Source organism: Streptomyces actuosus (genome assembly GCF_016921115.1).
Classification (GTDB): Bacteria; Actinomycetota; Actinomycetes; order Streptomycetales; family Streptomycetaceae; genus Streptomyces; species Streptomyces actuosus_A.
Genome location: NZ_JAFFZS010000031.1, coordinates 68,603 through 89,498, shown reverse-complemented (window position 1 = coordinate 89,498; position 20,896 = coordinate 68,603). Strand labels below are relative to the sequence as shown.

The window sequence follows — 20,896 nt, the reverse complement described above, 5'->3', positions numbered from 1 at the left end:
GGTCAGGTCCAGGGCTCGACGTCCACCACCGCCTCCACCGGGATGGGCCCGTACACGTGCGGGAACTCCTCCCCGCCGGGCTCCGGTGCCTCGTACCGCACCGGTGCGGCCAGCCGTTCGGGGTCGACGACCAGGACCACCAGGTCCTCGGGGCGGTCCGGGGAGCTGTAGAGGAACGCGGCCACGGCGGGGAACTGGGCACGCGTCGAGCAGTGGATGAAGCCCTCCTCGGCGAGGGTGCGGCCCCGGGTCGACATGGTGTAGGCGCCGTGTGCGCGGGCCTCCTCCCACAGGGAGCGTTCGGTGAGGTGGAGGATGTGCTGCTGGGTCATGAGGCGACGCTACCGGCAGCCGCGGGGCACGCCGACCGGGCCGCCGCCACCGGAGCCGCCGCCACCGGAGCCGCTGCCGGCTGAGCCCGCAGCAGGCCGGTCCGGCACCGGAGTCGAGGGTGGGGAGGCCTGGTACGCGGGACGTCGGGACCGTGGGCTGTCAGGGGGCTTCGGTCTCGGTGCCCGTGCCGGGTGGCCGGCCCGCCGGGTCCGGCGGGCCCGTGTCCACGGCGTCGGGCTTCCGCCCCGTCGGAGCCCCCGTCGCGGTCCGTGTCGCCGCCGCCGTGCCTGCCGGTGCGCGCGGCGTGGGCTGGACGACGGCGGCCTCGCGGGGGTGCTCCTCGGTGGCGGGGTCGACGTAGGCCTCGCAGTCGCGGTTCCGGCAGGGTTCGCGGACCCACACCGGCACCCACGCACCCAGTGTCTTGTGACGCCTGACCACCGTGCCGACGGGCTGTCCGCAGACGGGACAGACGGGTTCCTCGCTGTCCATGTCCTCAGCGTAGAGCGCCCCCGGCCGCGACGCCCCCGGGCGCAGGCGTGCACGAGCTCCGGGCCCGGCGGTGATGCGTACCGCGCCCCGGCGAACCGGCCGCAGTGCCGGGCGAGGCCCTCGGCCGCGGCCCGGCGCGTGCTGCGACGGGGCGCGGCGTCTCCCGGTGGGCTCAGCTGCGGGGCTCGCGCCACATCGGCCACATGCGCGGGCCGTCGGGGAGGTCCAGGACGCGTTCGGTGAGGGTCCTGAAGCCCAGGCGCTCGTACAGGGCACGGCTGCGGGCGCTGCTCGCCTCGAGGTAGGCGGGCACCCGGTCGCGGTCGCAGCGTTTGAGTACACGCGCCATGAGCGCGGTCCCCAGCCCCTCACCCTGCCGGCCGGGGGCCACCCCGATCATCCACAGGTACTCGTGGGCCAGGTCCGCAGGATGAATACCGGTGGTCAGCCGACCGATCAGTTCCACGCGCTCGTTCGCCGGGTCGACCGCGGCGCGCAGCCGGGCGGGGCCGTCGCCGTCCGCGGCGTGCGCGCCCGCCGGGACGGGCATCCACAGGGCGCAGGCGGCCTCGTCTGCGGTGAGGTCGATCCGGCCCTCGGCGAGCACGACGTCGGTGAAGGCGGCCATCATCCGCGGATGTGTCGCGCGGCGGTACTCGGAACCGGGGAACACCCACCCGCTGACCGGGTCGTCCTGGAAGGCGTCGTCCAGCAGCCGGACGACGCGTTCCCTGTCGCCCGGTCCTGCTCTGCGGATCGCCATGCCCATGCCGGCCCCCTTGCCTCAACCTGTCGTGTCCGTAGGGGTGTTGAGCCTATCGACGACGGCTCGCCGTCCGTGGCCCGGGGTGCGTCGGGGCACCCGATGCGGTGGGAGGGGCGGGGCCCGCACGCCGTGGGGATGTGCGGGACCCGCCCCGACCGGTGCCACCGGGGTGCCGCGCGGGGTCAGGAACCGCGCGGTCCCGGTGACACCGGGGTCCGGGTGGGCGCTGCCGCGGGCCCGCACCGAGGGCCTGCCGGCCCCGGCGCGGGGCCGTCAGCTGGTGCGCCGGGTGACGAACTCGGCCAGGGCCAGCAGGCTCTCCGCCCGCTCCGGCTCCGGGATCGCCCGGGACAGTGCCTGCATCGCACGGGCCATCCGGTCGGCGGCTTCGACCTGCGCCCAGTCCCGCCCGCCGGCCCGCTCCACCGCGTGCACCGTGGACTCCAGGTCCTCCGCGTCCCAGGGCCGCGCGTACAGGGCGGCCAGTTCCGCCGCCGCGGGGGTGCCGGAGGCGAGGGCCGCGACCACCGGCAAGGACTTCTTGCGAGCGGCGAGGTCCGCGCCGGCCGGCTTGCCGGTGCGCCGCGGGTCGCCCCAGATCCCGATGATGTCGTCGATGAGCTGGAAGGCGAGTCCGGCCTCGCGTCCGAACGCGTCCAGCGCGTCGACGTCCTGCGCGGACGCCCCCGCGTAGAGGGCGCCGATGGCGCAGGCGCACCCGAGGAGGGCACCCGTCTTGGCCTCGGTCATGTCGAGCACTTCACCGAGGCCGACCCCGCCGGGCCCGCGCCCCTCCAGAGCGGTGTCCGCGTGCTGCCCGGCGCACAGCTCCACGACGCAGTCCGCGAGCCGGGCCGCGGCGGCGGGGGCGGCCGGATGGACGTCCCGGGCGAGCAGTCCGAGGGCGAGCGCCTGCAGGGCGTCGCCCGCCAGGATCGCGTCGGCGTCGCCGAAGACGGTCCAGGCGGTGGCCCGGTGCCGCCGGGTGGCGTCCCGGTCCATCACGTCGTCGTGCAGCAGTGTGAAGTTGTGGACGAGTTCGACCGCCACCGCCGCCCGTACGGCGCGGTCCCTGGCCGCGGGACCGCCGAGTGCGGCTGCTGCGGCGAGGACGAGCGCGGGCCGGAGGGCCTTGCCGGCGCCGCCTGCGGCCGGGCTGCCGTCGGGGTGCTGCCAGCCGAAGTGGTACAGCGCGGCACGGCGCATGGGACCCGGCAGGCCGTCGAGGGCCGCCCGCAGTTCCGGGTCGACCGAGGCGCGCGTGCGCCGCAGGATCTCCTCCGCCTCGTGCCCGTCCGCCGCGTCAGCGGGATGCCCGTCGCCCGCACCCGCGGGGTGTGCCGTCCTCGCCTGTGCGCCGATGCGGCGGGGCGCTCTGCGCTGCGTGTCGACCGGCTGGATCAGGGAATCGGTCATCGGTGCTCCCTCCAAGAGCCGGCGGACGAGAGGGCGGGGGCCGCGTGCGATCGCGGACACCCGCGGTGCGCCCGCCCCGGAGGGAGGGCGCCTGGCGTCGCCGAGGCGGCGGGCAGGCTCATCGCCAGCGGCCGATCTCGACGTTCTCCAGGACGCCGAGGGCATCCGGGACCAGGACGGCGGCGGAGTAGTAGGCCGTGACGAGGTACTTGATCACGGCCTGTTCGTTGATGCCCATGAACCGGACCGACAGGCTCGGCTCGATCTCGTCGGGGATGCCGGCCTGACGCAGGCCGACGACGCCCTGATCCTCCTCACCGAGACGCATCGCGATGATCGAGCTGGTCCGCTCGGGGGTGACCGGGATCTTGTTGCACGGGTAGATCGGCACGCCCCGCCAGGTGGGGATGCGGTTGCCGCCGATGTCGATGGTCTCGGGCACCAGGCCGCGCTTGTTGAGTTCGCGGCCGAACGCTGCGATCGCGCGCGGATGGGCGAGGAACATCTTGGTGCCGCGCCGCCGGCTGAGCAGCTCGTCCATGTCGTCGGGGCCGGGCACGCCGTCGTGCGGCTGGAGCCGCTGGTCGTACTCGCAGTTGTGCAGCAGGCCGAACTCGCGGTTGTTGACCAGCTCGTGCTCCTGGCGCTCCTTCAGTGCCTCTACCGTGAGCCGCAGCTGCTGCTCGGTCTGGTTCATCGGCTGGTTGTAGAGATCGGCCACGCGTGTGTGGATGCGCAGCACCGTCTGGGCGATGCTCAGCTCGTACTCGCGGGGCCGGGCCTCGTAGTCGACGAACGTGTGCGGGATGTCGGGCTCGCCGCTGTGGCCGGCGGCCAGGGCGACCTCCTTCTCGCCGTACTTGTTGGTCTGCTGCTGCGGGACGGAGCGCTGCTGCTGGAGGTGGGCGCGCAGGGAGTCGGCGCGTTCGGCGACCTGCTGGACGTCCTGCCGGGAGAGGGTCAGTACCGTGCACGCGGTGTCGGCGCGGGCCGTGTACTCCCAGATGGCGTCCTCGGAGAGCAGCGCTGCGTCGCCGAAGTAGGCACCGTCGGCGAGCACGGCGAGCACCTGGTCGTCGCCGTAAGGGCCGGTGCCGACCTTCTCGACCCGGCCGTGGGCGAGCAGGTAGACCTCGTCGGACTGGCTGCCGAAGGAGGCGATGATCTCGCCTGCGGCGATCTCCCGCTGCCGGCAGCGCTGGGCGAGCTCCGCCAGCACCTCGTCGTCCTCGAAGGCCCTCAGGGCCGGCAGTTCGCCGAGCTCCGCGGGGATGACCTCGACACGGTCGCCGGTCTTCACGAACGTGATCCGTCCGTCGCCGACCGCGTACGTCAGGCGGCGGTTCACGCGATACGTGCCGCCCTGGACGTTCACCCACGGAAGTGTCCGCAGCAGCCAGCGTGAGCTGATCTCCTGCATCTGGGGTGCGGACTTGGTGGTGGTGGCCAGGTTCCGCGCAGCTGCGGTGCCCAGGCTCTGCTGCGGCTTGCCCTGCTCCGTGCGGATCTCTTCGCCTACCGACATAAGGAATTGCCCTCCCGGTCATGCACCGGCAGCGGACTGCGCCGGCCATCGATCTCGCGACCAGCCTTTCAGCACGCAGCGTGCCGGTGCCATTACACGAACGAGCGGGATTGGATCTCCGCCGACTGGGCAAAAAGAGGGATCCTGTCCAGTGCCTCCGGCGCCGTCCGGGGGCACACCCCCGTCCGCTGTCCGGATCCGTTCCCGCGCCGTGCGAACGATGTGCGCCCTGTCGGCTTCTTTCAGCACAAGCACCGATATACCGACATGCCGCTCGGCCCCGGCCGCGACCGGCAGCAGCGGCGGCACACCAGCACGAAGGAGGCGGCACGGCCTCTCCCCTGTCCGCGCACACGATCCTGGAGGCCCTGCGGGGCGAAGGCCTGCCCGTCGTCGAGGTCGGCGACCGGCGCCGTCGCCATCGCAACCACAAGGGCCCGTGGGAGCCCGTCGACGGCGTGATGATCCCTCCCACGGCGCCCCGGGGCGCCGCGCGGACCGCGAGCTGTGCCGCACGGGCTACGCCGGGCTCCCGGGCCCCCTGGGCCACGGCGTCGTCACCGAGGACGGCGCCGTCCATCTCGTCGGGCACGGCCGCGCGAACCACGCCGGCCTCGGCCACGACACGTCCTGCGCGCCGTCCATCTCGTCGGGCACGGCCGCGCGAACCACGCCGGCCTCGGCCACGACACGTCCTGCGCGCCGTGATCGCGGAGAGGGCCCTCCCGCACGACGACGAGGCCCGCATCGACGGCAACCGCCACTTCCGCGGCTTCGCGTGCGAGAACCTCGGCGACGGCGCGGACCCCTGGCCGCCGGCACAGCCGACGGCCGTCGAGAAGGCCGCGGCGGCGATCTGCCGGCGGCACGGCTGGACGGAGCGGTCGGTGATCGGCCGTCTGGAGTGGCAGCCGGGCAAGGTGGATCCGCGGGGCTTCACGACGGCCTCCGTGCGGGGAGCGGATCCGGGACCGCCTGAAGCGAGCGGACGGTGGACGACGGTGACAATGGTGCGGTGACCGGTCCGGACGCCCTTCAGCCCCGCCTGCCCTCCCCCGTCCAGGAGGTGCGGGACGACCGCTTCGGGCGGCAGGGCGTCGGCCTGGTCCTCAAGCGCGACGACCTGATCCACCCCCAGCTGATCGGGAACAAGTGGCGCAAGCTGGCCCCCAACCTGGACGCGGCGTCCGGCCGGCCGATCGTCACCTTCGGGGGCGCCTACTCCAACCATCTGCGCGCCACCGCCGCAGCGGGCCGCCTGCTCGGCGTGCCCACGGCCGGCGTGGTCCGCGGCGAGGAACTGGCCGACCGCCCCCTGAACCCCTCCCTGGCCCGGTGCGCGGCCGACGGCATGCGGCTGCACTTCGTCGACCGGACGACGTACCGCCGCAAGGCCGAGCCGGACACACTGGGGCGGATCCTGCGCGCGGTCGACGCGCCCGGCGCCCACGTCGTCCCCGAGGGGGGCAGCAACGCGCACGCCGTCCGCGGCTGCGCGGCGCTCGGCGCCGAGCTGCGCGGCACCGCCGGCGTCGCCGCCGTGGCCTGCGGCACGGGCGGCACGCTCGCCGGACTGGCCGCCGGTCTCGATCCCGGGCAGCGGGCACTGGGCGTCCCCGTCCTGCGGGGCGGATTCCTGGCGCGGGAGACGCGGCGGCTGCAGACGCAGGCCTTCGGCGGCCCGCGTGGGGAGTGGTCCCTCGACGACCGGTTCCACTTCGGCGGGTACGCCAGGGTGCCGGCCGTGCTGGAGGCGTTCGCCGCCGACTTCGAGCAGCGCCACGGCCTGCCCGTGGAACGTCTCTATGTCGCTAAATTGCTGTACGGACTCGTCGCCCTCGCGACCGAGGGAGCCTTCCCGCGCGGAACGACCGTCGCCGCCGTGATCACCGGCCGCCCGCTCGCCTGAGCCACCCGCTCCGTCGGGGCGCGGCGGCCTCACGGCCGTTCCGGACCCGGTTCCGCCCCCTCCGCCGGATCGGACTGCGGCGGCCCTGGATCGGGCCGCGGCCCCTGGTCAGGCCGCCTCCCGGAAGGCGGCGGCCTCCTCCAGGTCAAGGCGCCGCAGCAGGGTGCGCAGCATCTCGTCGTCGATGTGGCGGCCGTCCCTGAGCTCGACGAAGACCTCACGTTCGGCGCTGATCATCTCGCGGGAGAGTCTGCGGTAGGTGTCGTCGACGGTCTCGCCGGTGACCGGGTTGACCTGGCCGAGCCGCTCCCAGACGGCGTTGCGGCGGCGTTCGAGGACGGTACGGAGGCGGTCGGCGAGCGGCGGTGGGAGGACGTTGCGCTCGTCGGCGAGGAGCGCGTCGAGGCGCTCCTCGGCGACCCGGGAGGCCTGGGCCTGGGCGTTCGCCTCGGCGAGGGTCTCGGCCCGGACGTCCCGGCCGGGGAACCTCAGCAGCCGGATCAGCGGCGGCAGCGTCAGCCCCTGCACCACCAGCGTGCCGATCACGGTGGTGAAGGTCAGGAAGAGGACCAGGTTGCGCTGCGGGAAGGGCTCCTCGCCGTGGTGCACGGTGAGCGGGATGGAGAAGGCGACGGCGAGTGAGACCACGCCGCGCATCCCGGCCCACGCGATGACGACGGGCGCGCGCCAGGTGGGGTTCTCCTCGCGGGCCCTGATCCGCGCCGACAGCATCCGCGGCAGGAAGGTCGCCGGGTACACCCACAGGAAGCGGGCCGCCACGACGACGAGGAACAGGGCGATCGCGTACCGGACGGCGTCGATCCCCTCGTACTCGCCCAGGCCCCGCAGCACCACCGGCAGTTGCAGGCCGATCAGCGCGAAGACCGCCGACTCCAGGACGAAGGCGACCATCTTCCACACGGCCTCCTCCTGGAGGCGGGTGGCGAAGTCGACCTCCCAGGCGCGATGCCCGAGGTAGAGCGCGACGACGACCACGGCGAGCACGCCGGAGGCGTGGAACTGCTCGGCGGCGGCATAGGCGACGAACGGGATGAGCAGGGAGAGCGTGTTCTGCAGGAGCGGCTCCTTCAGACGGGTGCGCAGCCAGTGGAGCGGCGCCATCAGCACCAGGCCCACGGCGACGCCGCCGACCGCCGCGACCAGGAACTCCCGGATCCCGCCGCCCCACGAGGCGCCCTCGCCGACGGCCGCGGCGACGGCGACCTTGTAGGCGGTGATCGCGGTGGCGTCGTTGAGGAGGGACTCACCCTGCAGGATCGTGGTGATCCGCGAGGGCAACCCGACCCGGCGGGCCACCGCGGACGCCGCCACCGCGTCCGGTGGCGCCACCACGGCCCCCAGCACCAGCGCCGCGGTCAGCGGCAGGCCGGGCACGATCACGTAGGCTGCCCACCCCACCACGACGGTCGCGAACAGCACGTATCCGACGGAGAGCAGCGCCACCGGCCGCTTCTGCGCCCGAAGGTCCAGGTAGGAGCTGTCGGTGGCCGACGTGTACAGCAGCGGGGGCAGCAGCAGCGGCAGGACCACGTCCGGTTCGAGGGTGTAGTCGGGGACTCCGGGCACGTACGACACCGCCAGGCCGGCCGCGACCAGCAGCAGCGGGGCCGGCACCGGGCTGCGCCGGCCCGCCGCGGCGATCGCGGCGCTGCCCGCCACCAGCAGGAGCAGTGGCATCACGTCCATCGGCCTCGCCCACCCTCTTCTTCCGCGCGGTCGTCCGCACAGGCGTCGTAATCTGGCAATCATGAAACAGTGCACGCACGCGGGCGCGCTGCCGCTCCCGGAACCGGCCCCGCTGAGCGAGACGTGTCCGGAGTGCCTGCGGGACGGCACCCACCCGGTGCAGCTGAGGCTGTGCCTGACGTGCGGGCACGTGGGCTGCTGCGACTCGTCGCCGGGACGGCACGCGAGCAGCCACCACACCGAGTCCGGTCATCCCGTGATGCGGACCTTCGAGCCGGGTGAGGACTGGCGGTGGTGCTTCGTGGACCATGTCCTGGTGTGAGTCCGGCGGGTACGGTTCGGACGTCTGACGTCTGGGTACGTCAACCCGGCGCGCGCTCTTCCCAATTGGGCCCGCCCAGCCTCTAGCCACGGAGCGTATCCGCAGCTTTACTATGAGTGACGGCAAGGGGTTGGGGTCCCGGGGACAGGATTGTTCAGAGCGCGATAGCGTCACCGCTGAACCACCCATCGCGTTACCCCGGGGGGCGACCCCCGGCCCCGAACAGCTTGTACCACCTTGGAGGTGAGGGTGTCCCAGATCGACGGCGAGCCCGCGACCCAGGACTTCGTGGAAGTCCGGCTGCCGGCTGAGGGTGCCTACCTGTCGGTGCTGCGGACGGCCACGGCCGGTCTCGCGGCCCGCTTGGACTTCACCCTCGACGAGATCGAGGACCTGCGCATCGCAGTGGACGAGGCCTGCGCGATCCTGCTGCAGCAGGCCGTGCCCGGATCGGTGCTCTCCTGTGTCTTCCGACTCGTCGACGACTCGCTGGAGGTGACCGTGTCGGCACCGACCACCGACGGCCACGCCCCCTCCCGTGACACCTTCGCCTGGACCGTGCTGTCCGCACTGGCGGGCAAGGTCTCCTCTGCGGTGGACGAGGACAGAACCGTTTCGATCAGCCTCTACAAACAGCGCGGCGCGGGACCCGGGCCGGCGTGAGGGACGGGGACGGGCCGGTGCGGGACGAAGAAGGCACGCGGGGACTGCCGGCCGGGAACGCCCTGGACCCCCAGGGCGCGTCCCGGCGCGCGGCGGACGGCATCGACGGCATCCCGGAACAGGCCCGGCAGCATCCGGTGGACGATCCCGCTGACGTGGTCGTCCCCGACGGCGGGCGGCGGGATCGCGACGATGCCGCGCAGAGCACGCCTCTGGACGAGCGGATCGGGGTCACCCCTGTCCGAGCACAGGCGAGAGCTCGGGGAAGGGCAACGGGCGGGACGATGAGCGAGCACGAGCGATACGCCGAGGACGACGCGCGGGGCGGGCAGGGCGCGCCGGTCGTGCGGCACGATCCGCACGACCGCAGCGGGGCGCGTGCGCTCTTCGTCGAGCTGCGGACGCTGAAGGCGGGCAGCCCGGAGTACGCCGAGCTGCGCAACCGGCTGGTCCGCATGCACCTGCCGCTCGTGGAGCACCTCGCACGCCGGTTCCGCAACCGCGGCGAGCCGCTGGACGACCTCACGCAGGTCGCCACCATCGGCCTGATCAAGTCGGTGGACCGGTTCGACCCGGATCGCGGCGTGGAGTTCTCGACGTACGCGACCCCGACGGTCGTCGGCGAGATCAAGCGGCACTTCCGCGACAAGGGCTGGGCGGTGCGGGTGCCGCGCCGGCTGCAGGAGCTGCGGCTCGCGCTGACGACGGCGACGGCGGAGCTGTCGCAGCTTCACGGCCGCTCCCCCACCGTGCACGAGCTCGCCGAGAAGCTCGCCATCTCGGAGGAGGAGGTCCTGGAGGGCCTGGAGTCCGCCAACGCGTACTCCACCCTGTCCCTGGACGTGCCCGACACCGACGACGAGTCCCCGGCGGTCGCCGACACCCTCGGCGCCGAGGACGAGGCGCTGGAGGGCGTGGAGTACCGGGAGTCGCTCAAGCCGCTGCTGGAGGACCTCCCGCCGCGCGAGAAGCGGATCCTGCTGCTCCGGTTCTTCGGCAACATGACCCAGTCGCAGATCGCGCAGGAGGTCGGCATCTCCCAGATGCACGTCTCGCGACTGCTGGCGCGGACGCTGGCGCAGCTGCGGGAGAAGCTCCTCGTCGAGGAGTGAGCGGGATCACTTGCCCGCGCGGCCGGGCCCCCGGATCCCGAGGGCCCGCGTGGTCTCCGCGTTGATCAACAGGACCAGTGAGGCGACGGCGACGGCGGCGAGCGCGATCCCTACGGGAATCCCGCTGCCGTCGGAGGTCAGCAGACTGTAGGCCACCGGCAGCGCCATGATCTGCGTGACGACGGCCGGGCCCCGGCTCCAGCTGCGGCGGGCGAGCAGCCCGCGCGCGGCCAGCAGCGGCAGAAGCGCGAGCACGATCAGGGTGATGCCCCCGGTGACGGCCTGCTGCCGGTCGTCCGGGTCGCCCGTGACGGCGAGGACGAGCATCCAGATTCCGCCGGCGACCAGCGCGAGCCCCTCCAGGGCGGCGAGCGCCGCGGCGTACGTCAGGCGCCGCGGGCGGGGGCCGGCGGTCGCTGCGGTGGTGGGGGTCTGCTCACTGCTCACCCCTGAAGGGTAGCCCTCGCGGTACCGCCGCCCTGGCGCCGGTTCCCACGCCCGGACCAGGTCGTGCGCTGCCGGATCCCCACCTGGCGCTGGGCCCGGTACCGCCCAGTAGGTACCCTGCCAGTCATGCGTGCACTTCTCGTGGTCAATCCGGCGGCTACCACTACGAGTGCGCGGACGCGTGACGTTCTCATCCATGCGCTCGCCAGCGAGATGAAACTGGAGGCGGTCACCACCGAGTACCGCGGCCACGCGCGCGACCTGGGCCGGCAGGCGGCGCTGAGCGACGACATAGACCTGGTGGTGGCGCTCGGCGGCGACGGCACGGTCAACGAGGTGGTCAACGGCCTGCTGCACGACGGCCCCGACCCGGAACGGCTGCCCGGCCTCGCCGTGGTCCCCGGCGGTTCCACCAACGTCTTCGCCCGCGCCCTGGGTCTGCCCAACGACGCCGTGGAGGCGACCGGCGCGCTGTTGGACGCGCTGCGCGAGGGCACCGAACGCACGGTCGGCCTGGGGCGGGCCTCCGGTACGCCCGGCACCCCCGACGAGGCGGCGCCGGCCCGCTGGTTCACCTTCAACGCCGGGCTGGGGTTCGACGCGGGCGTGGTCGGCCGGGTCGAGCAGCACCGCGAGCGCGGCAGGAAGTCGACGCACGCGCTGTACGTCCGCCAGGTGGTGCGCCAGCTGCTGGGCGAGCCGAACCGCCGGCACGGGGCGATCACGCTGGAGCGGGCGGGCGAAGAGCCGGTGACGGACCTCGTGCTGTCCATAGTCTCGAACACCTCGCCCTGGACGTTCCTGGGCAATCGCCCGATCTATGCGTCACCTAAGGCCTCGTTCGATACGGGGCTCGACGTATTCGGTCTCAGCCGTCTGTCGACCGCCGCGGTTGCCCGGTATGGCACCCAGTTGCTCACTTCGTCCCCGGAGCGTGGACCGCACGGCAGGCATGCACTCTCCCTGCACGATCTGGACCGGTTCACCTTGCATTCGAAGGCTCCGCTCCCCCTCCAGATGGACGGTGACCACCTGGGGCTGCGTAGCAGCGTGACGTTCACAGGCGTACGCCGTGCACTGCGTGTGATTGTGTGAGCGGAAGGGCCTAAAGTCCTTTCACTCGAACGTTTAGGCCAGGATCCACCCCATGGAAGTACGGCTGTGACCTAGTCGACACCGAAGAATCAAAAAAAACTTTCTGGAAGGGGTTGTATCCGCCGCTGAGGTTTGCGAGTCTCTACGTGGCGATCGGGACGGCCCGCAGGACCGGCCTCCCACTGATCACCAGAACCCCTCTTCAAACCAAGGACCACGCCGGGCAACCCGGCGGTCGGCCCTTCCCTTGTTGAGGGATTCGTGAAAGCGTTCACATTCACAAGCAACTTGCACGTAATACCAAGGAGAGGTAGCAGCCATGGACTGGCGTCACAACGCCGTTTGCCGCGAGGAAGACCCCGAGCTCTTCTTCCCCATCGGCAACACCGGTCCTGCGCTGCTGCAGATCGAGGAAGCCAAGGCCGTCTGCCGCCGCTGCCCGGTGATCGAGCAGTGCCTGCAGTGGGCGCTCGAGTCCGGTCAGGACTCCGGCGTCTGGGGTGGTCTCAGCGAGGACGAGCGCCGCGCCATGAAGCGCCGCGCCGCCCGCAACCGGGCCCGTCAGGCCTCCGCCTGACACAGCCACCCCTGCTGACAGCCTGAGCTTGGCGGCGCGTGTGCCGGACGGCATGAGTCCGTGGACGGCATACGCATCTCCCGCCCCCGAGCCGCAGCGCGCAGTATCCCCGATGCGCTTGAAGTAGCAGAGCAGCAGTCGAGCATCAGCCTCGGACCCAGGCGGTCCGGGGCTTTTTGCTGCGCCCGGCGCCGGCGTCCGGCGCACGCTCCGCCCGGCACCCGGCACCCGGCACCTCCGACGTCACCGCTGCCGATGACTCTGTGTGATGTCGACCTCAACACCCCTGTGGCACAGGCCACTTGAGCCCCGCCGGCCTCGCGCGCCACGGAGTGCCGGGACACGCGTGCGGGAGGTGAACGCCGTGCGAGAACTTTCGGGGGTGCTACTTGTGCGCGCGCACCGGGATGTCCAGGACCACCTGCGTCCCCCGCTCCGGTGCCGGCACCATGTCGAAACTGCCGCCCAGTTCGCCCTCCACCAGGGTCCGCACGATCTGCAGGCCGAGGTTGCCCGAGCGGTGCGGGTCGAACCCCTCCGGCAGCCCGACGCCGTCGTCCTGGACGGTGACGAGGAGGCGCGCCTCCTTCGTCGTGCCACCGCGTACGGCCGAGACCTCGACCGTGCCGGTGTCGCCGTCGCGGAAGCCGTGCTCCAGCGCGTTCTGAAGGACCTCGGTGAGGACCATGGACAGCGGGGTGGCGACCTCGGCGTCGAGGATGCCGAAGCGGCCGGTGCGGCGGCCGGCCACCTTGCCCGGCGAGATCTCGGCGACCATCGCGAGGACGCGGTCGGCGATCTCGTCGAACTCCACACGCTCGTCCAGGTTCTGCGACAGCGTCTCGTGCACGATCGCGATCGAGCCGACCCGGCGCACGGCCTCCTCCAGGGCCGCCCGGCCACGCTCGGACTCGATACGGCGGGCCTGGAGCCGCAGCAGCGCCGCCACCGTCTGGAGGTTGTTCTTCACCCGGTGGTGGATCTCCCGGATGGTCGCGTCCTTGGTGATCAACTCACGCTCGCGGCGGCGCAGTTCGGTCACGTCGCGGAGCAGCACCAGGGATCCGATACGGGTGCCCTTGGGCTTGAGCGGGATCGCCCGGACCTGGATGACCCCGTCGTGGGCCTCGATCTCGAACTCGCGCGGCGCCCAGCCGCTCGCGACCTTGACGAGGGCCTCGTCCACCGGCCCCCGGGTCGGGGCGAGCTCGGCGGTGGTCCGCCCCAGGTGGTGGCCGACCAGGTCGGCGGCGAGGCCGAGCCGGTGGTAGGCGGACAGGGCGTTCGGGGAGGCGTACTGGACGATGCCGTCGGCGTCCAGGCGGATCAGCCCGTCCCCGACCCGCGGTGAGGCGTCCATGTCGACCTGCTGGTCGGGGAAGGGGAAGGAACCGGCCGCGATCATCTGCGCGAGGTCGGAGGCGCTCTGGAGGTAGGTCAGCTCCAGCCGGCTCGGGGTGCGCACAGTGAGCAGATTGGTGTTGCGGGCGATGACCCCGAGGACGCGCCCCTCACGCCGTACCGGGATCGACTCCACCCTGACGGGGACCTCCTCGCGCCACTCCGGGTCGCCCTCGCGCACGATCCGGCCCTCGTCGAGGGCCGCGTCCAGCATGGGCCGGCGGCCGCGCGGGACGAGGTGGCCGACCATGTCGTCCTGGTAGGAGGTCGGGCCGGTGTTCGGCCGCATCTGGGCCACGGAGACGTAGCGCGTGCCGTCGCTGGTGGGCACCCACAGGACCAGGTCGGCGAAGGAGAGGTCGGAGAGCAGCTGCCACTCCGAGACCAGCAGGTGCAGCCACTCGAGGTCGGAGTCGTCGAGGGCGGTGTGCTGGCGGACCAGTTCGTTCATGGAGGGCACGTCAGTGAGCGTACCGGCAGGTTTGCGCGGGCCCGAAAAACACCCGCGGGCCGCGGCGCCTGGGAGGGACCCTCAACCCTCCCGGCACCGCAGCCCGGAGCAACATCGGCCGTGGGGTGTGCGGTCCCGGTCGGCCGAAGGATGAGGAGCCGGGGCAGTCAGGGCAGAGAGCTCCGGTTCCTCGGTCCGCCTTCCTGTGCGGGGAAGACGGAGGCTCGTGTCTGCGCACCCTTGCGCGTTTCTACTTCAGTATTGTGGACTAGACCACTCGGTGTGTCCATGTGTCGGAGGCCGCTTGTCGGCGGCGCCCGGCCACTGTCCCCCCGCAGCCTAGCCGCACCAGGTCAGATACGGGGCCGGATGGACATGGCGATTTCCGCGACCGCTTCCATTCGCTCCCTGTTTGCGCCGTCGCGCGCCTGTCGGGAACGCCCTGGACGGCCACTCCGGGTGCACGGTGCGAGCACGGCGCCATCGGTGCCCGCGGACAGTCCCCCCGCTTCGACGTCGGCGCGGACGCACCCCTCGGCCGAGGCGGCCAGGGGCGCTGCGCCTGCCGCGCGGGAACCCCTCCGCCTCCGCATGGCCGCAGCCGGCCGGCGCGTGAGCGCACAGGCGCCCGTGCGGGCGTCTGCGACGGCCCGGCGACCCCGGTCCGCACCGGGCCGCCGGCCGTCGCCTCGACGTGGCGGGAGGGGCCCGTCCGGCACTGCGGCCCGCCGCGCGCGGGGCGGTCCGGCGCCTCCGGCCCCATGGGCCGGGACGGCCGATTCTGTTAGATTGGTCTAAACCACATAGTCCTCCCCGGGCCCTCTCCCGCCCCCTTCTCAGAACGGCAGGCCAGCGTGGAAGTTGTCATCGTTCCGGACGCCGCATCGGGTGGCGAGCTCATCGCCGAGGCCATGGCACGCCTGCTGCGGCACACGCCGGACGCCCTGCTCGGCGTCGCCACCGGCTCGACCCCGCTGCCCGTCTACCGGGCGCTGACGGCCAAGGTGCGCTCCGGTGCCGTGGACCCCGCGCACGCGCGGGTCGCGCAGCTCGACGAGTACGTGGGGCTGCCCGCCGAGCATCCCGAGTCCTACCGCTCGGTGCTGCGCCGCGAGGTGCTCGAACCGCTCGGGATCCCGATGGACAACTTCATCGGCCCCGACGGCACGGCCCCGGACGTGCAGGCAGCGTGCGAGGCGTACGACCGGGCGCTGGCCGAGGCCGGCGGGGTCGATCTCCAGCTGCTGGGCATCGGCACCGACGGGCACATCGGATTCAACGAGCCGTGCTCCTCGCTCGCCTCGCGCACCCGGATCAAGACGCTGACCGAGCAGACCCGCGTCGACAACGCGCGGTTCTTCGACGGCGACATCGAACAGGTGCCGCACCACGTCATCACGCAGGGCATCGGCACCATTCTGGAGGCCCGGCACCTGGTGCTGCTGGCCACCGGGGAAGGAAAGGCGGACGCGGTCGCGGCGACCGTCGAGGGACCGGTCGCCGCGGTGTGCCCGGCCTCCGCACTGCAACTGCACCCGCACGCCACGGTCGTCGTCGACGAGGCCGCGGCCTCCGAGCTGAAGCTCGCGGACTACTTCCGCCACACCTACGCCGACAAGCCGGAGTGGCAGGGGATCTGATCCGCCGCGGACGCCGAGGGCGCCGGACTCCGCGTCGGAGTCCGGCGCCCTCGTGCTCATGCGGGCTCGGCGGAGGAGGCACGCGGGTGGGACGGATCCACCGCGGTCCGGCAGCGCCCCGAAGGGGCGCGGGGAACCGAGCGACCGGACGCGACGGCGCCGCGGTCGACCGACGTCGTACCGCGGCACCTCCGGCGGACGCGTTCAGGCCCCCGCGCCGCCCGCGATGATCTCCGCCGCAGCCCGGCCGCAGACGCGGGCCGCGCCATGGGTGGCGATGTGCAGGGCGCCGCGGCGGGGGGCCTGGGGGACGCCCATCTCGACGACGACCGTGTCGGGACGGGCCGCGAGCAGGGCGTCGAGGGCCGCGGTCATCCACGCGTGGCGGTGCTCGTCGCGCACGACCGCCACGATCCGGCGGTCGCGTGCCGCGACCAGGGCGGCGGGACCCGCGTCCTCGCCGGCGAAGCTGCCGGTCTCGGTGCCGGGCAGCAGCCGGGCGAGCTCGGCTGCCACACCCCACGGGGTCTCGTCACCGACGGCGATGTTGGCCACCGGCGTCAGGGCGGCGACGTAGGGCGCCTCGGTGAGCCGGGCGAAGCCGTCGGCGCCGGTGATCTCCAGGGCGCGCCGGGCCGCGGCCAGTCCCACGTCGGGCCGCCCGGCACCGGCCCGTCCGGCCGCGGATCCGGCCCCGCCCGCGGTGCGCGGCGCCTGTACCGTCCACCGTGCCAGGGCGCGGACCCGTTCCGCGGCGTCCGCCAGGCGCTCCTCCGGCAGCTCGCCGGAGCGGACGGCGGCCACGAGGGCGTCGCGCAGGCGCCGCACCGTCTCGTCGTCGGCGAGGCCGCCGCCCACGCAGATGGCGTCGGCGCCGGCCGCGACGGCGAGGACACTGCCGCGTTCGATGCCGTAGGTGGCGGAGACGGCCTGCATCTCCATGCCGTCGGTGACGATCAGACCGTCGTAGCCGAGTTCGCCGCGCAGCAGGTCGGTGAGGATCCGGCGGGACAACGTTGCCGGGCGCTCGGCGTCCAGGGCCGGGACCAGGATGTGCGCGCTCATCACCGCGCGGGTGCCGGCGGCGATCGCGGCGCGGAAGGGTGCCAGGTCCCGGGCGGCCAGGACGTCGGCGGGCGCGTCGATGCGCGGCAGGGCATGGTGCGAGTCGACGGCCGTGTCGCCGTGGCCGGGGAAGTGCTTGGTGCAGGCGGCGACGCCCGCGGCCTGGAGGCCCTGCACGTAGGCGGCGGTGTGCCGGGCGACCAGGTCGGTGTCGGCGCCGAAGGAGCGGACGCCGATGACCGGGTTGTCGGGGTTGGAGTTCACGTCCGCCGACGGGGCCCAGTTGAGGTTCACCCCGCAGGCGGCGAGGCGGCGGCCGAGCTCGTGGGCGACCTCCCGGGTGAGCTCGGCGTCGTCCACCGCGCCGAGGGCGTGGTTGCCGGGGAAGGAGGAGCCGGTGCGCACCTCCAGGCGGGTGACGTCACCGCCCTCCTCGTCGATGGCCACCAGGACGTCGTCGCGTTCGGCGCGCAGCTGGGCGGTCAGCGCGGCCAGTTGCCCGGTCGAGGCGATGTTGCGGCCGAACAGCCCGACCGAGGCCAGGCCCTCGCCCAGGCGGCGCAGCAGCCAGTCCGGGGCGGTGGTGCCGGTGAAGCCGGGCTGGAGGACCGTCAGGGCGTCACGTGTCAGCGTGTCGGTTCCGCTGGCGATTGTCGTCATCGGGTGGCGTCATCCCTTCACGGCGCCGGCGGTCAGACCCGCGGCCATCTTGCGCTGGACGAAGAGGAACAGGACGACGATCGGCACGGCCATCATGGTGGCGCCGGCCATCATCGGGGCGTACTCGGTGCCGTGCTTGGTGGTGAAGTTGCCGAGCCAGACGGTCGCGGTCTGGTTCTTCTGGCTGAGCAGCATCAGGGCGTAGAGGTACTCGTTCCAGGCCTGGATGAAGCCGTACACCGAGGTGGCGACCATGCCGGGGGCCAGGAGCGGGAAGACGACCCGGATGAAGGCGCCGGTGCGGGAGCAGCCGTCGACCATCGCAGCCTCCTCCAGTTCCTTGGGGATGTTGACGATGAAGCCGCGCAGCGTCCACACCGTGAACGGCAGGATGAAGGTCAGGTAGGTGATGATCAGGCCGGTCAGCCGGTCGTACTGGCCGAGGTCGTTCAGGAGCAGGAAGACCGGGATGATCATGGCGACCAGAGGCACCATCTGGACCGCGAGGATGCCCACGATGACGATCTTGCGGCCGCGGAAGGCGAACCGGGAGATGGCGAGCGCGGCCAGCGTGCCCACCACGACGCCGATCAGGACCACGGTCAGCGACACGACCAGGCTGCGGCCGACCGGGCCCCAGAAGTCGGCGATGTGCAGGGCCCGGGTGAAGTTGGAGAGGGTGATGCCGGTCGGCAGCAGGCTCGGGTCCGGGTCGATGGCGTCCTTGGCCGGTTTGAAGGCCGTGTTCAGCATCCAGTAGAGCGGGAAGCCCGCGACGAGGAAGACCAGCAGGCCGACGAGGTTCCAGCCGAGCCGCGACCTGCGGCGGTCCGTGGTGGCGGCGGTGCTCATTCGACCTCTCCGATCTTCAGCATCTGACGCATGTAGACGGCGACCACGCCGAGCAGGAGCAGCACGGTCAGCAGGGCGATCGCCGAGCCCTGTGCGTAGTCGTTGACCACGAAGGCGCGGTCGTAGGAGTAGGTGTTGAGGACCTGGAACTCGGCCTCGGGGTGGCCGTTGCGCATGACGAAGACCTGCGGGAAGACACCCATGTCCCAGATGACCGACAGGGTCGTGAGCATCACGACGATCGGCTTGAGGATGGGCAGGGTGACGAACCGGAAGACGCCCCAGGCACCGGCCCCGTCCAGCCGGGCGGCCTCCTCCAGCTCCTTGGGGACCTGGGTGAGTCCGGCGCTGAGGGTGATGACGACGAACGGGACCGCACCCCAGACCACCAGCAGCATGATCACGGCCAGGCCCTGCGGGCCGTCGGCGAACCAGTTGTGGCCGATCATGTCGACCCCGGGCAGCTTGCTGAGCAGGGCGTTGAAGACGCCGTAGTCGGTGTCGAAGAGCCACTTGAAGACGGTCGTGGCGACGATGACCGGCATGCCCCAGCTGGCCACCAGGACGATGTTGATGAGCGTCTTCAGCCAGCCGGAGACCCGCTGGAGCAGTAGCGCGAGGAGCATGCCGATCACCATGGTGAGGACGACGGCGCCGCCCGCGAAGATGATCGTGCGCACGACGACGGCCCAGAACTCTCTGTCGCCCAGCACTTCGGCGAAGTTGTCCAGGCCCACCGACTCGGCCGGCTGGAAGCCCCACAGCTGGGCCTGTCCGAACTTCTGGAAGGAGAGCGTCACCAGGCGCAGCAGCGGGTAGCCCATGACCAGGACGAGCACGAGCAGGCAGGGCGCGAGCAGCAGCCACGGCGTCGCGGCACCGCCGGAGGTGGGTCTGCCCCCGGGGCGCTTCGGCGCGGGCGGTGGCGCCTGCCGCGGCGGCGGCACCTTGGCAGGGGTGGTCGTGTCTGCGGCACTCATCGCGCGCTCCTCAGCGGTCCCTCACGGTCGTACGGACGGCGGGGCTCCCCGTGCCGGGAGCCCCGCCCGAAGGTCACTTGGTGTTGATGACCTTGTCGATCGCGGCGTCCGCCTCCTCGGCGGCCTCCTCGACCGACTTCTTGCCGGTGCCGATGTTCTGCAGCATGGTCTGCAGGACCTGGGCCTTCTCGACCTGGCCCCAGCCGGGGGCCATCGGGACGAACCAGTTGGACTCGGCCGCGGTGGCCGGGACGGCCGTCTTCGGGTCGTTCTTGAGGGTCGCGAGATCGGTCTTGTTGTTCGGCAGGTTGCCCTTGCCCATCAGGCCCTTCTGGCCGGCCGGACCGGTGAAGGCGTTGATCCACTCGGCGGCGACCGCCTGCGCGTCGGACTTCACCGGGACGGCGAGGTCGGAGCCGCCCAGGAAGACGGGCAGGTTGCTGCCGGACGGGCCGGGCATGACGAAGTTCTCGAGGTTGCCCTTGAGCTTGCCGGTCTTGTCGTTCTCCGGCATCTCGCTGGTGGCGCCCTCCCAGGCGGCACCGAAGATCATGCCGGACTTGCCCTGGCCGTAGACGATGTAGCGGTCGGACTCGTCCTTGGTCTTGTCGCCGTGCATGTACGTGTCGACGACGTTCTTGAACTCGGTCAGGCCCTTGACCGACTCGGGCGAGGAGAGGTTGGCCTTCCACTGGCCGCCCTCCTCCTCGGCGATGGAGCCGCCGGCGTCGTAGACGAAGGACATGGCCGCGTACCAGTCGCGGGTGGGCTGGTACCAGGCGCTGAACTTGTCGCCCTCCTTCTTCTGGACCTTGTCCAGGGCTGCGGTCAGCTCCGCGTAGGTCCTGGGCGGGGCCGTCACGCCGACGGAGGCGAAGAGGTCCTTGCGCCAGTTGCCGACGCGGCCACCGGCGTAGTACGGCACGCCGTAGGTCTTGCCGTCATAGGTCACCGAGGCCTTGAGGCCGTCCAGCCAGGCGGAGGAGTTGTCGAACTTCGCCTGGTCGAGGGGGGCGAAGGCGCCCTTGACCATGTAGGCGAGCATCTCGGTGTTGCCCATCTCGACCACGTCGGGTGCCTTGTCCGTGGCCAGGACGGCGTCCAGCTTGGCGTTCTTGTCCGGCCAGCCGTAGTACTCGTGGTTGATCTTGATGCCGGGGTGCTTCTTCGCCACCGCGTCGTCGGCGGCCTTCACCAGCTCCGGCCAGTTGTTCTGCGCATCGACGGTGAGCCAGACGGTCAGCTCCTTGACGTCGGCACCCTTGTCCGAGCTGCTCTTGCCGTCGCTGTCCCCGCACGCCGCGATGGAGACCATCATGCCCGCGATACCGATCGCGGCTGTCAGCTTGCGCTTCACGCCACCCTCCTCAGGGATGCCCATAAACCCCCCAGGCTCCCCGCGGTGAACGCTGTGGTGCGTGGGGCCGGGACTGGACCAATGGTGTAGACCAGTAGGCTGGAGCTTGGCCCAGACCAATAGGCC

At 72.2% G+C, this 20,896-nt stretch carries 19 protein-coding genes and 1 pseudogene; 8 read left to right on the top strand and 12 right to left on the bottom strand.

Annotation, left to right across the window (positions count from 1 at the left end; all coding sequences use genetic code 11):
- Positions 1-2: 2 nt before the first annotated feature.
- From JS756_RS28480 to JS756_RS28460, 5 genes are all read right to left on the bottom strand, one after another.
- Positions 3-332 (bottom strand): DUF952 domain-containing protein, encoded by a 330-nt coding sequence (locus JS756_RS28480; protein ID WP_205386109.1) that lies wholly within the window; start codon positions 330-332, stop codon positions 3-5.
- Positions 333-492: 160 nt separating this feature from the next.
- On the bottom strand, positions 493-825 hold the full coding sequence (locus JS756_RS28475; protein WP_205386126.1) for a competence protein CoiA family protein: 333 nt from the start codon (positions 823-825) through the stop codon (positions 493-495).
- Between the two features lie 172 nt (positions 826-997).
- On the bottom strand, positions 998-1,594 hold the full coding sequence (locus tag JS756_RS28470) for a GNAT family N-acetyltransferase (RefSeq protein WP_205386108.1): 597 nt from the start codon (positions 1,592-1,594) through the stop codon (positions 998-1,000).
- Positions 1,595-1,864: 270 nt separating this feature from the next.
- Positions 1,865-3,007, bottom strand: coding sequence for a family 2 encapsulin nanocompartment cargo protein polyprenyl transferase (locus JS756_RS28465; protein ID WP_205386107.1), 1,143 nt, complete (start codon positions 3,005-3,007; stop codon positions 1,865-1,867).
- Between the two features lie 118 nt (positions 3,008-3,125).
- On the bottom strand, positions 3,126-4,532 hold the full coding sequence (locus JS756_RS28460) for a family 2B encapsulin nanocompartment shell protein (protein WP_205386106.1): 1,407 nt from the start codon (positions 4,530-4,532) through the stop codon (positions 3,126-3,128).
- Between the two features lie 341 nt (positions 4,533-4,873).
- Here JS756_RS28460 and JS756_RS28455 point away from each other — a divergent pair.
- Together JS756_RS28455 and JS756_RS28450 are read left to right on the top strand one after the other, a co-directional pair.
- Positions 4,874-5,537 (top strand): annotated as a pseudogene (locus tag JS756_RS28455) (N-acetylmuramoyl-L-alanine amidase).
- A gap of 10 nt (positions 5,538-5,547) precedes the next feature.
- Positions 5,548-6,441 (top strand): 1-aminocyclopropane-1-carboxylate deaminase/D-cysteine desulfhydrase, encoded by an 894-nt coding sequence (locus JS756_RS28450; RefSeq protein WP_205386105.1) that lies wholly within the window; start codon positions 5,548-5,550, stop codon positions 6,439-6,441.
- A gap of 108 nt (positions 6,442-6,549) precedes the next feature.
- Here the strand turns inward: JS756_RS28450 and JS756_RS28445 are convergent, their stop codons facing one another.
- Positions 6,550-8,148: a Na+/H+ antiporter gene (locus tag JS756_RS28445; protein WP_205386104.1), complete on the bottom strand. Its 1,599-nt coding sequence runs from the start codon at positions 8,146-8,148 to the stop codon at positions 6,550-6,552.
- Between the two features lie 61 nt (positions 8,149-8,209).
- On the opposite strand from JS756_RS28445, the gene JS756_RS28440 reads away from it, so the two are divergent.
- The 3 genes from JS756_RS28440 (at position 8,210) to JS756_RS28430 (ending at position 10,245) form a co-directional block, all read left to right on the top strand.
- Positions 8,210-8,470 carry a UBP-type zinc finger domain-containing protein gene (locus tag JS756_RS28440; RefSeq protein ID WP_205386103.1) on the top strand — a complete coding sequence of 87 codons (261 nt, stop codon included), beginning with the start codon at positions 8,210-8,212 and terminating at the stop codon, positions 8,468-8,470.
- Between the two features lie 249 nt (positions 8,471-8,719).
- Positions 8,720-9,133, top strand: coding sequence for an ATP-binding protein (locus tag JS756_RS28435; protein ID WP_205386102.1), 414 nt, complete (start codon positions 8,720-8,722; stop codon positions 9,131-9,133).
- Positions 9,134-9,150: 17 nt separating this feature from the next.
- On the top strand, positions 9,151-10,245 hold the full coding sequence (locus tag JS756_RS28430; protein ID WP_205386101.1) for an RNA polymerase sigma factor SigF: 1,095 nt from the start codon (positions 9,151-9,153) through the stop codon (positions 10,243-10,245).
- A gap of 6 nt (positions 10,246-10,251) precedes the next feature.
- On the opposite strand, the gene JS756_RS28425 is transcribed toward JS756_RS28430, so the two are convergent.
- Positions 10,252-10,692 carry a hypothetical protein gene (locus JS756_RS28425; protein WP_205386100.1) on the bottom strand — a complete coding sequence of 147 codons (441 nt, stop codon included), beginning with the start codon at positions 10,690-10,692 and terminating at the stop codon, positions 10,252-10,254.
- A gap of 126 nt (positions 10,693-10,818) precedes the next feature.
- Between JS756_RS28425 and JS756_RS28420 the strand changes: the two genes are divergently transcribed.
- Both JS756_RS28420 and JS756_RS28415 read left to right on the top strand, forming a co-directional pair.
- The gene (locus JS756_RS28420; RefSeq protein WP_205386099.1) at positions 10,819-11,787 is read left to right on the top strand and encodes a diacylglycerol/lipid kinase family protein; all 969 of its coding nucleotides are present in this window, start codon (positions 10,819-10,821) and stop codon (positions 11,785-11,787) included.
- A gap of 319 nt (positions 11,788-12,106) precedes the next feature.
- Complete coding sequence (locus JS756_RS28415; protein ID WP_003992873.1) at positions 12,107-12,364, top strand: WhiB family transcriptional regulator; 258 nt, start codon at positions 12,107-12,109, stop codon at positions 12,362-12,364.
- Positions 12,365-12,749: 385 nt separating this feature from the next.
- On the opposite strand, the gene JS756_RS28410 is transcribed toward JS756_RS28415, so the two are convergent.
- Positions 12,750-14,216: a sensor histidine kinase gene (locus JS756_RS28410; protein WP_205386123.1), complete on the bottom strand. Its 1,467-nt coding sequence runs from the start codon at positions 14,214-14,216 to the stop codon at positions 12,750-12,752.
- 854 nt (positions 14,217-15,070) lie between these two features.
- Between JS756_RS28410 and nagB the strand changes: the two genes are divergently transcribed.
- On the top strand, positions 15,071-15,856 hold the full coding sequence (nagB, locus tag JS756_RS28405; protein WP_205386098.1) for a glucosamine-6-phosphate deaminase: 786 nt from the start codon (positions 15,071-15,073) through the stop codon (positions 15,854-15,856).
- 204 nt (positions 15,857-16,060) lie between these two features.
- Here the strand turns inward: nagB and JS756_RS28400 are convergent, their stop codons facing one another.
- The 4 genes from JS756_RS28400 to JS756_RS28385 all read right to left on the bottom strand — a co-directional run bounded on the left by JS756_RS28400 (position 16,061) and on the right by JS756_RS28385 (position 20,770).
- Positions 16,061-17,581 (bottom strand): glycoside hydrolase family 3 protein, encoded by a 1,521-nt coding sequence (locus JS756_RS28400; protein ID WP_205386097.1) that lies wholly within the window; start codon positions 17,579-17,581, stop codon positions 16,061-16,063.
- A 9-nt stretch (positions 17,582-17,590) separates the two neighbouring features.
- On the bottom strand, positions 17,591-18,433 hold the full coding sequence (locus tag JS756_RS28395) for a carbohydrate ABC transporter permease (RefSeq protein WP_205386096.1): 843 nt from the start codon (positions 18,431-18,433) through the stop codon (positions 17,591-17,593).
- The gene (locus tag JS756_RS28390) at positions 18,430-19,413 is read right to left on the bottom strand and encodes a carbohydrate ABC transporter permease (protein WP_205386095.1); all 984 of its coding nucleotides are present in this window, start codon (positions 19,411-19,413) and stop codon (positions 18,430-18,432) included. Before JS756_RS28390 ends, JS756_RS28395 begins: the two co-directional genes overlap by 4 nt.
- Positions 19,414-19,486: 73 nt before the next feature.
- On the bottom strand, positions 19,487-20,770 hold the full coding sequence (locus tag JS756_RS28385) for an extracellular solute-binding protein (protein WP_205386094.1): 1,284 nt from the start codon (positions 20,768-20,770) through the stop codon (positions 19,487-19,489).
- Positions 20,771-20,896: the final 126 nt, after the last annotated feature.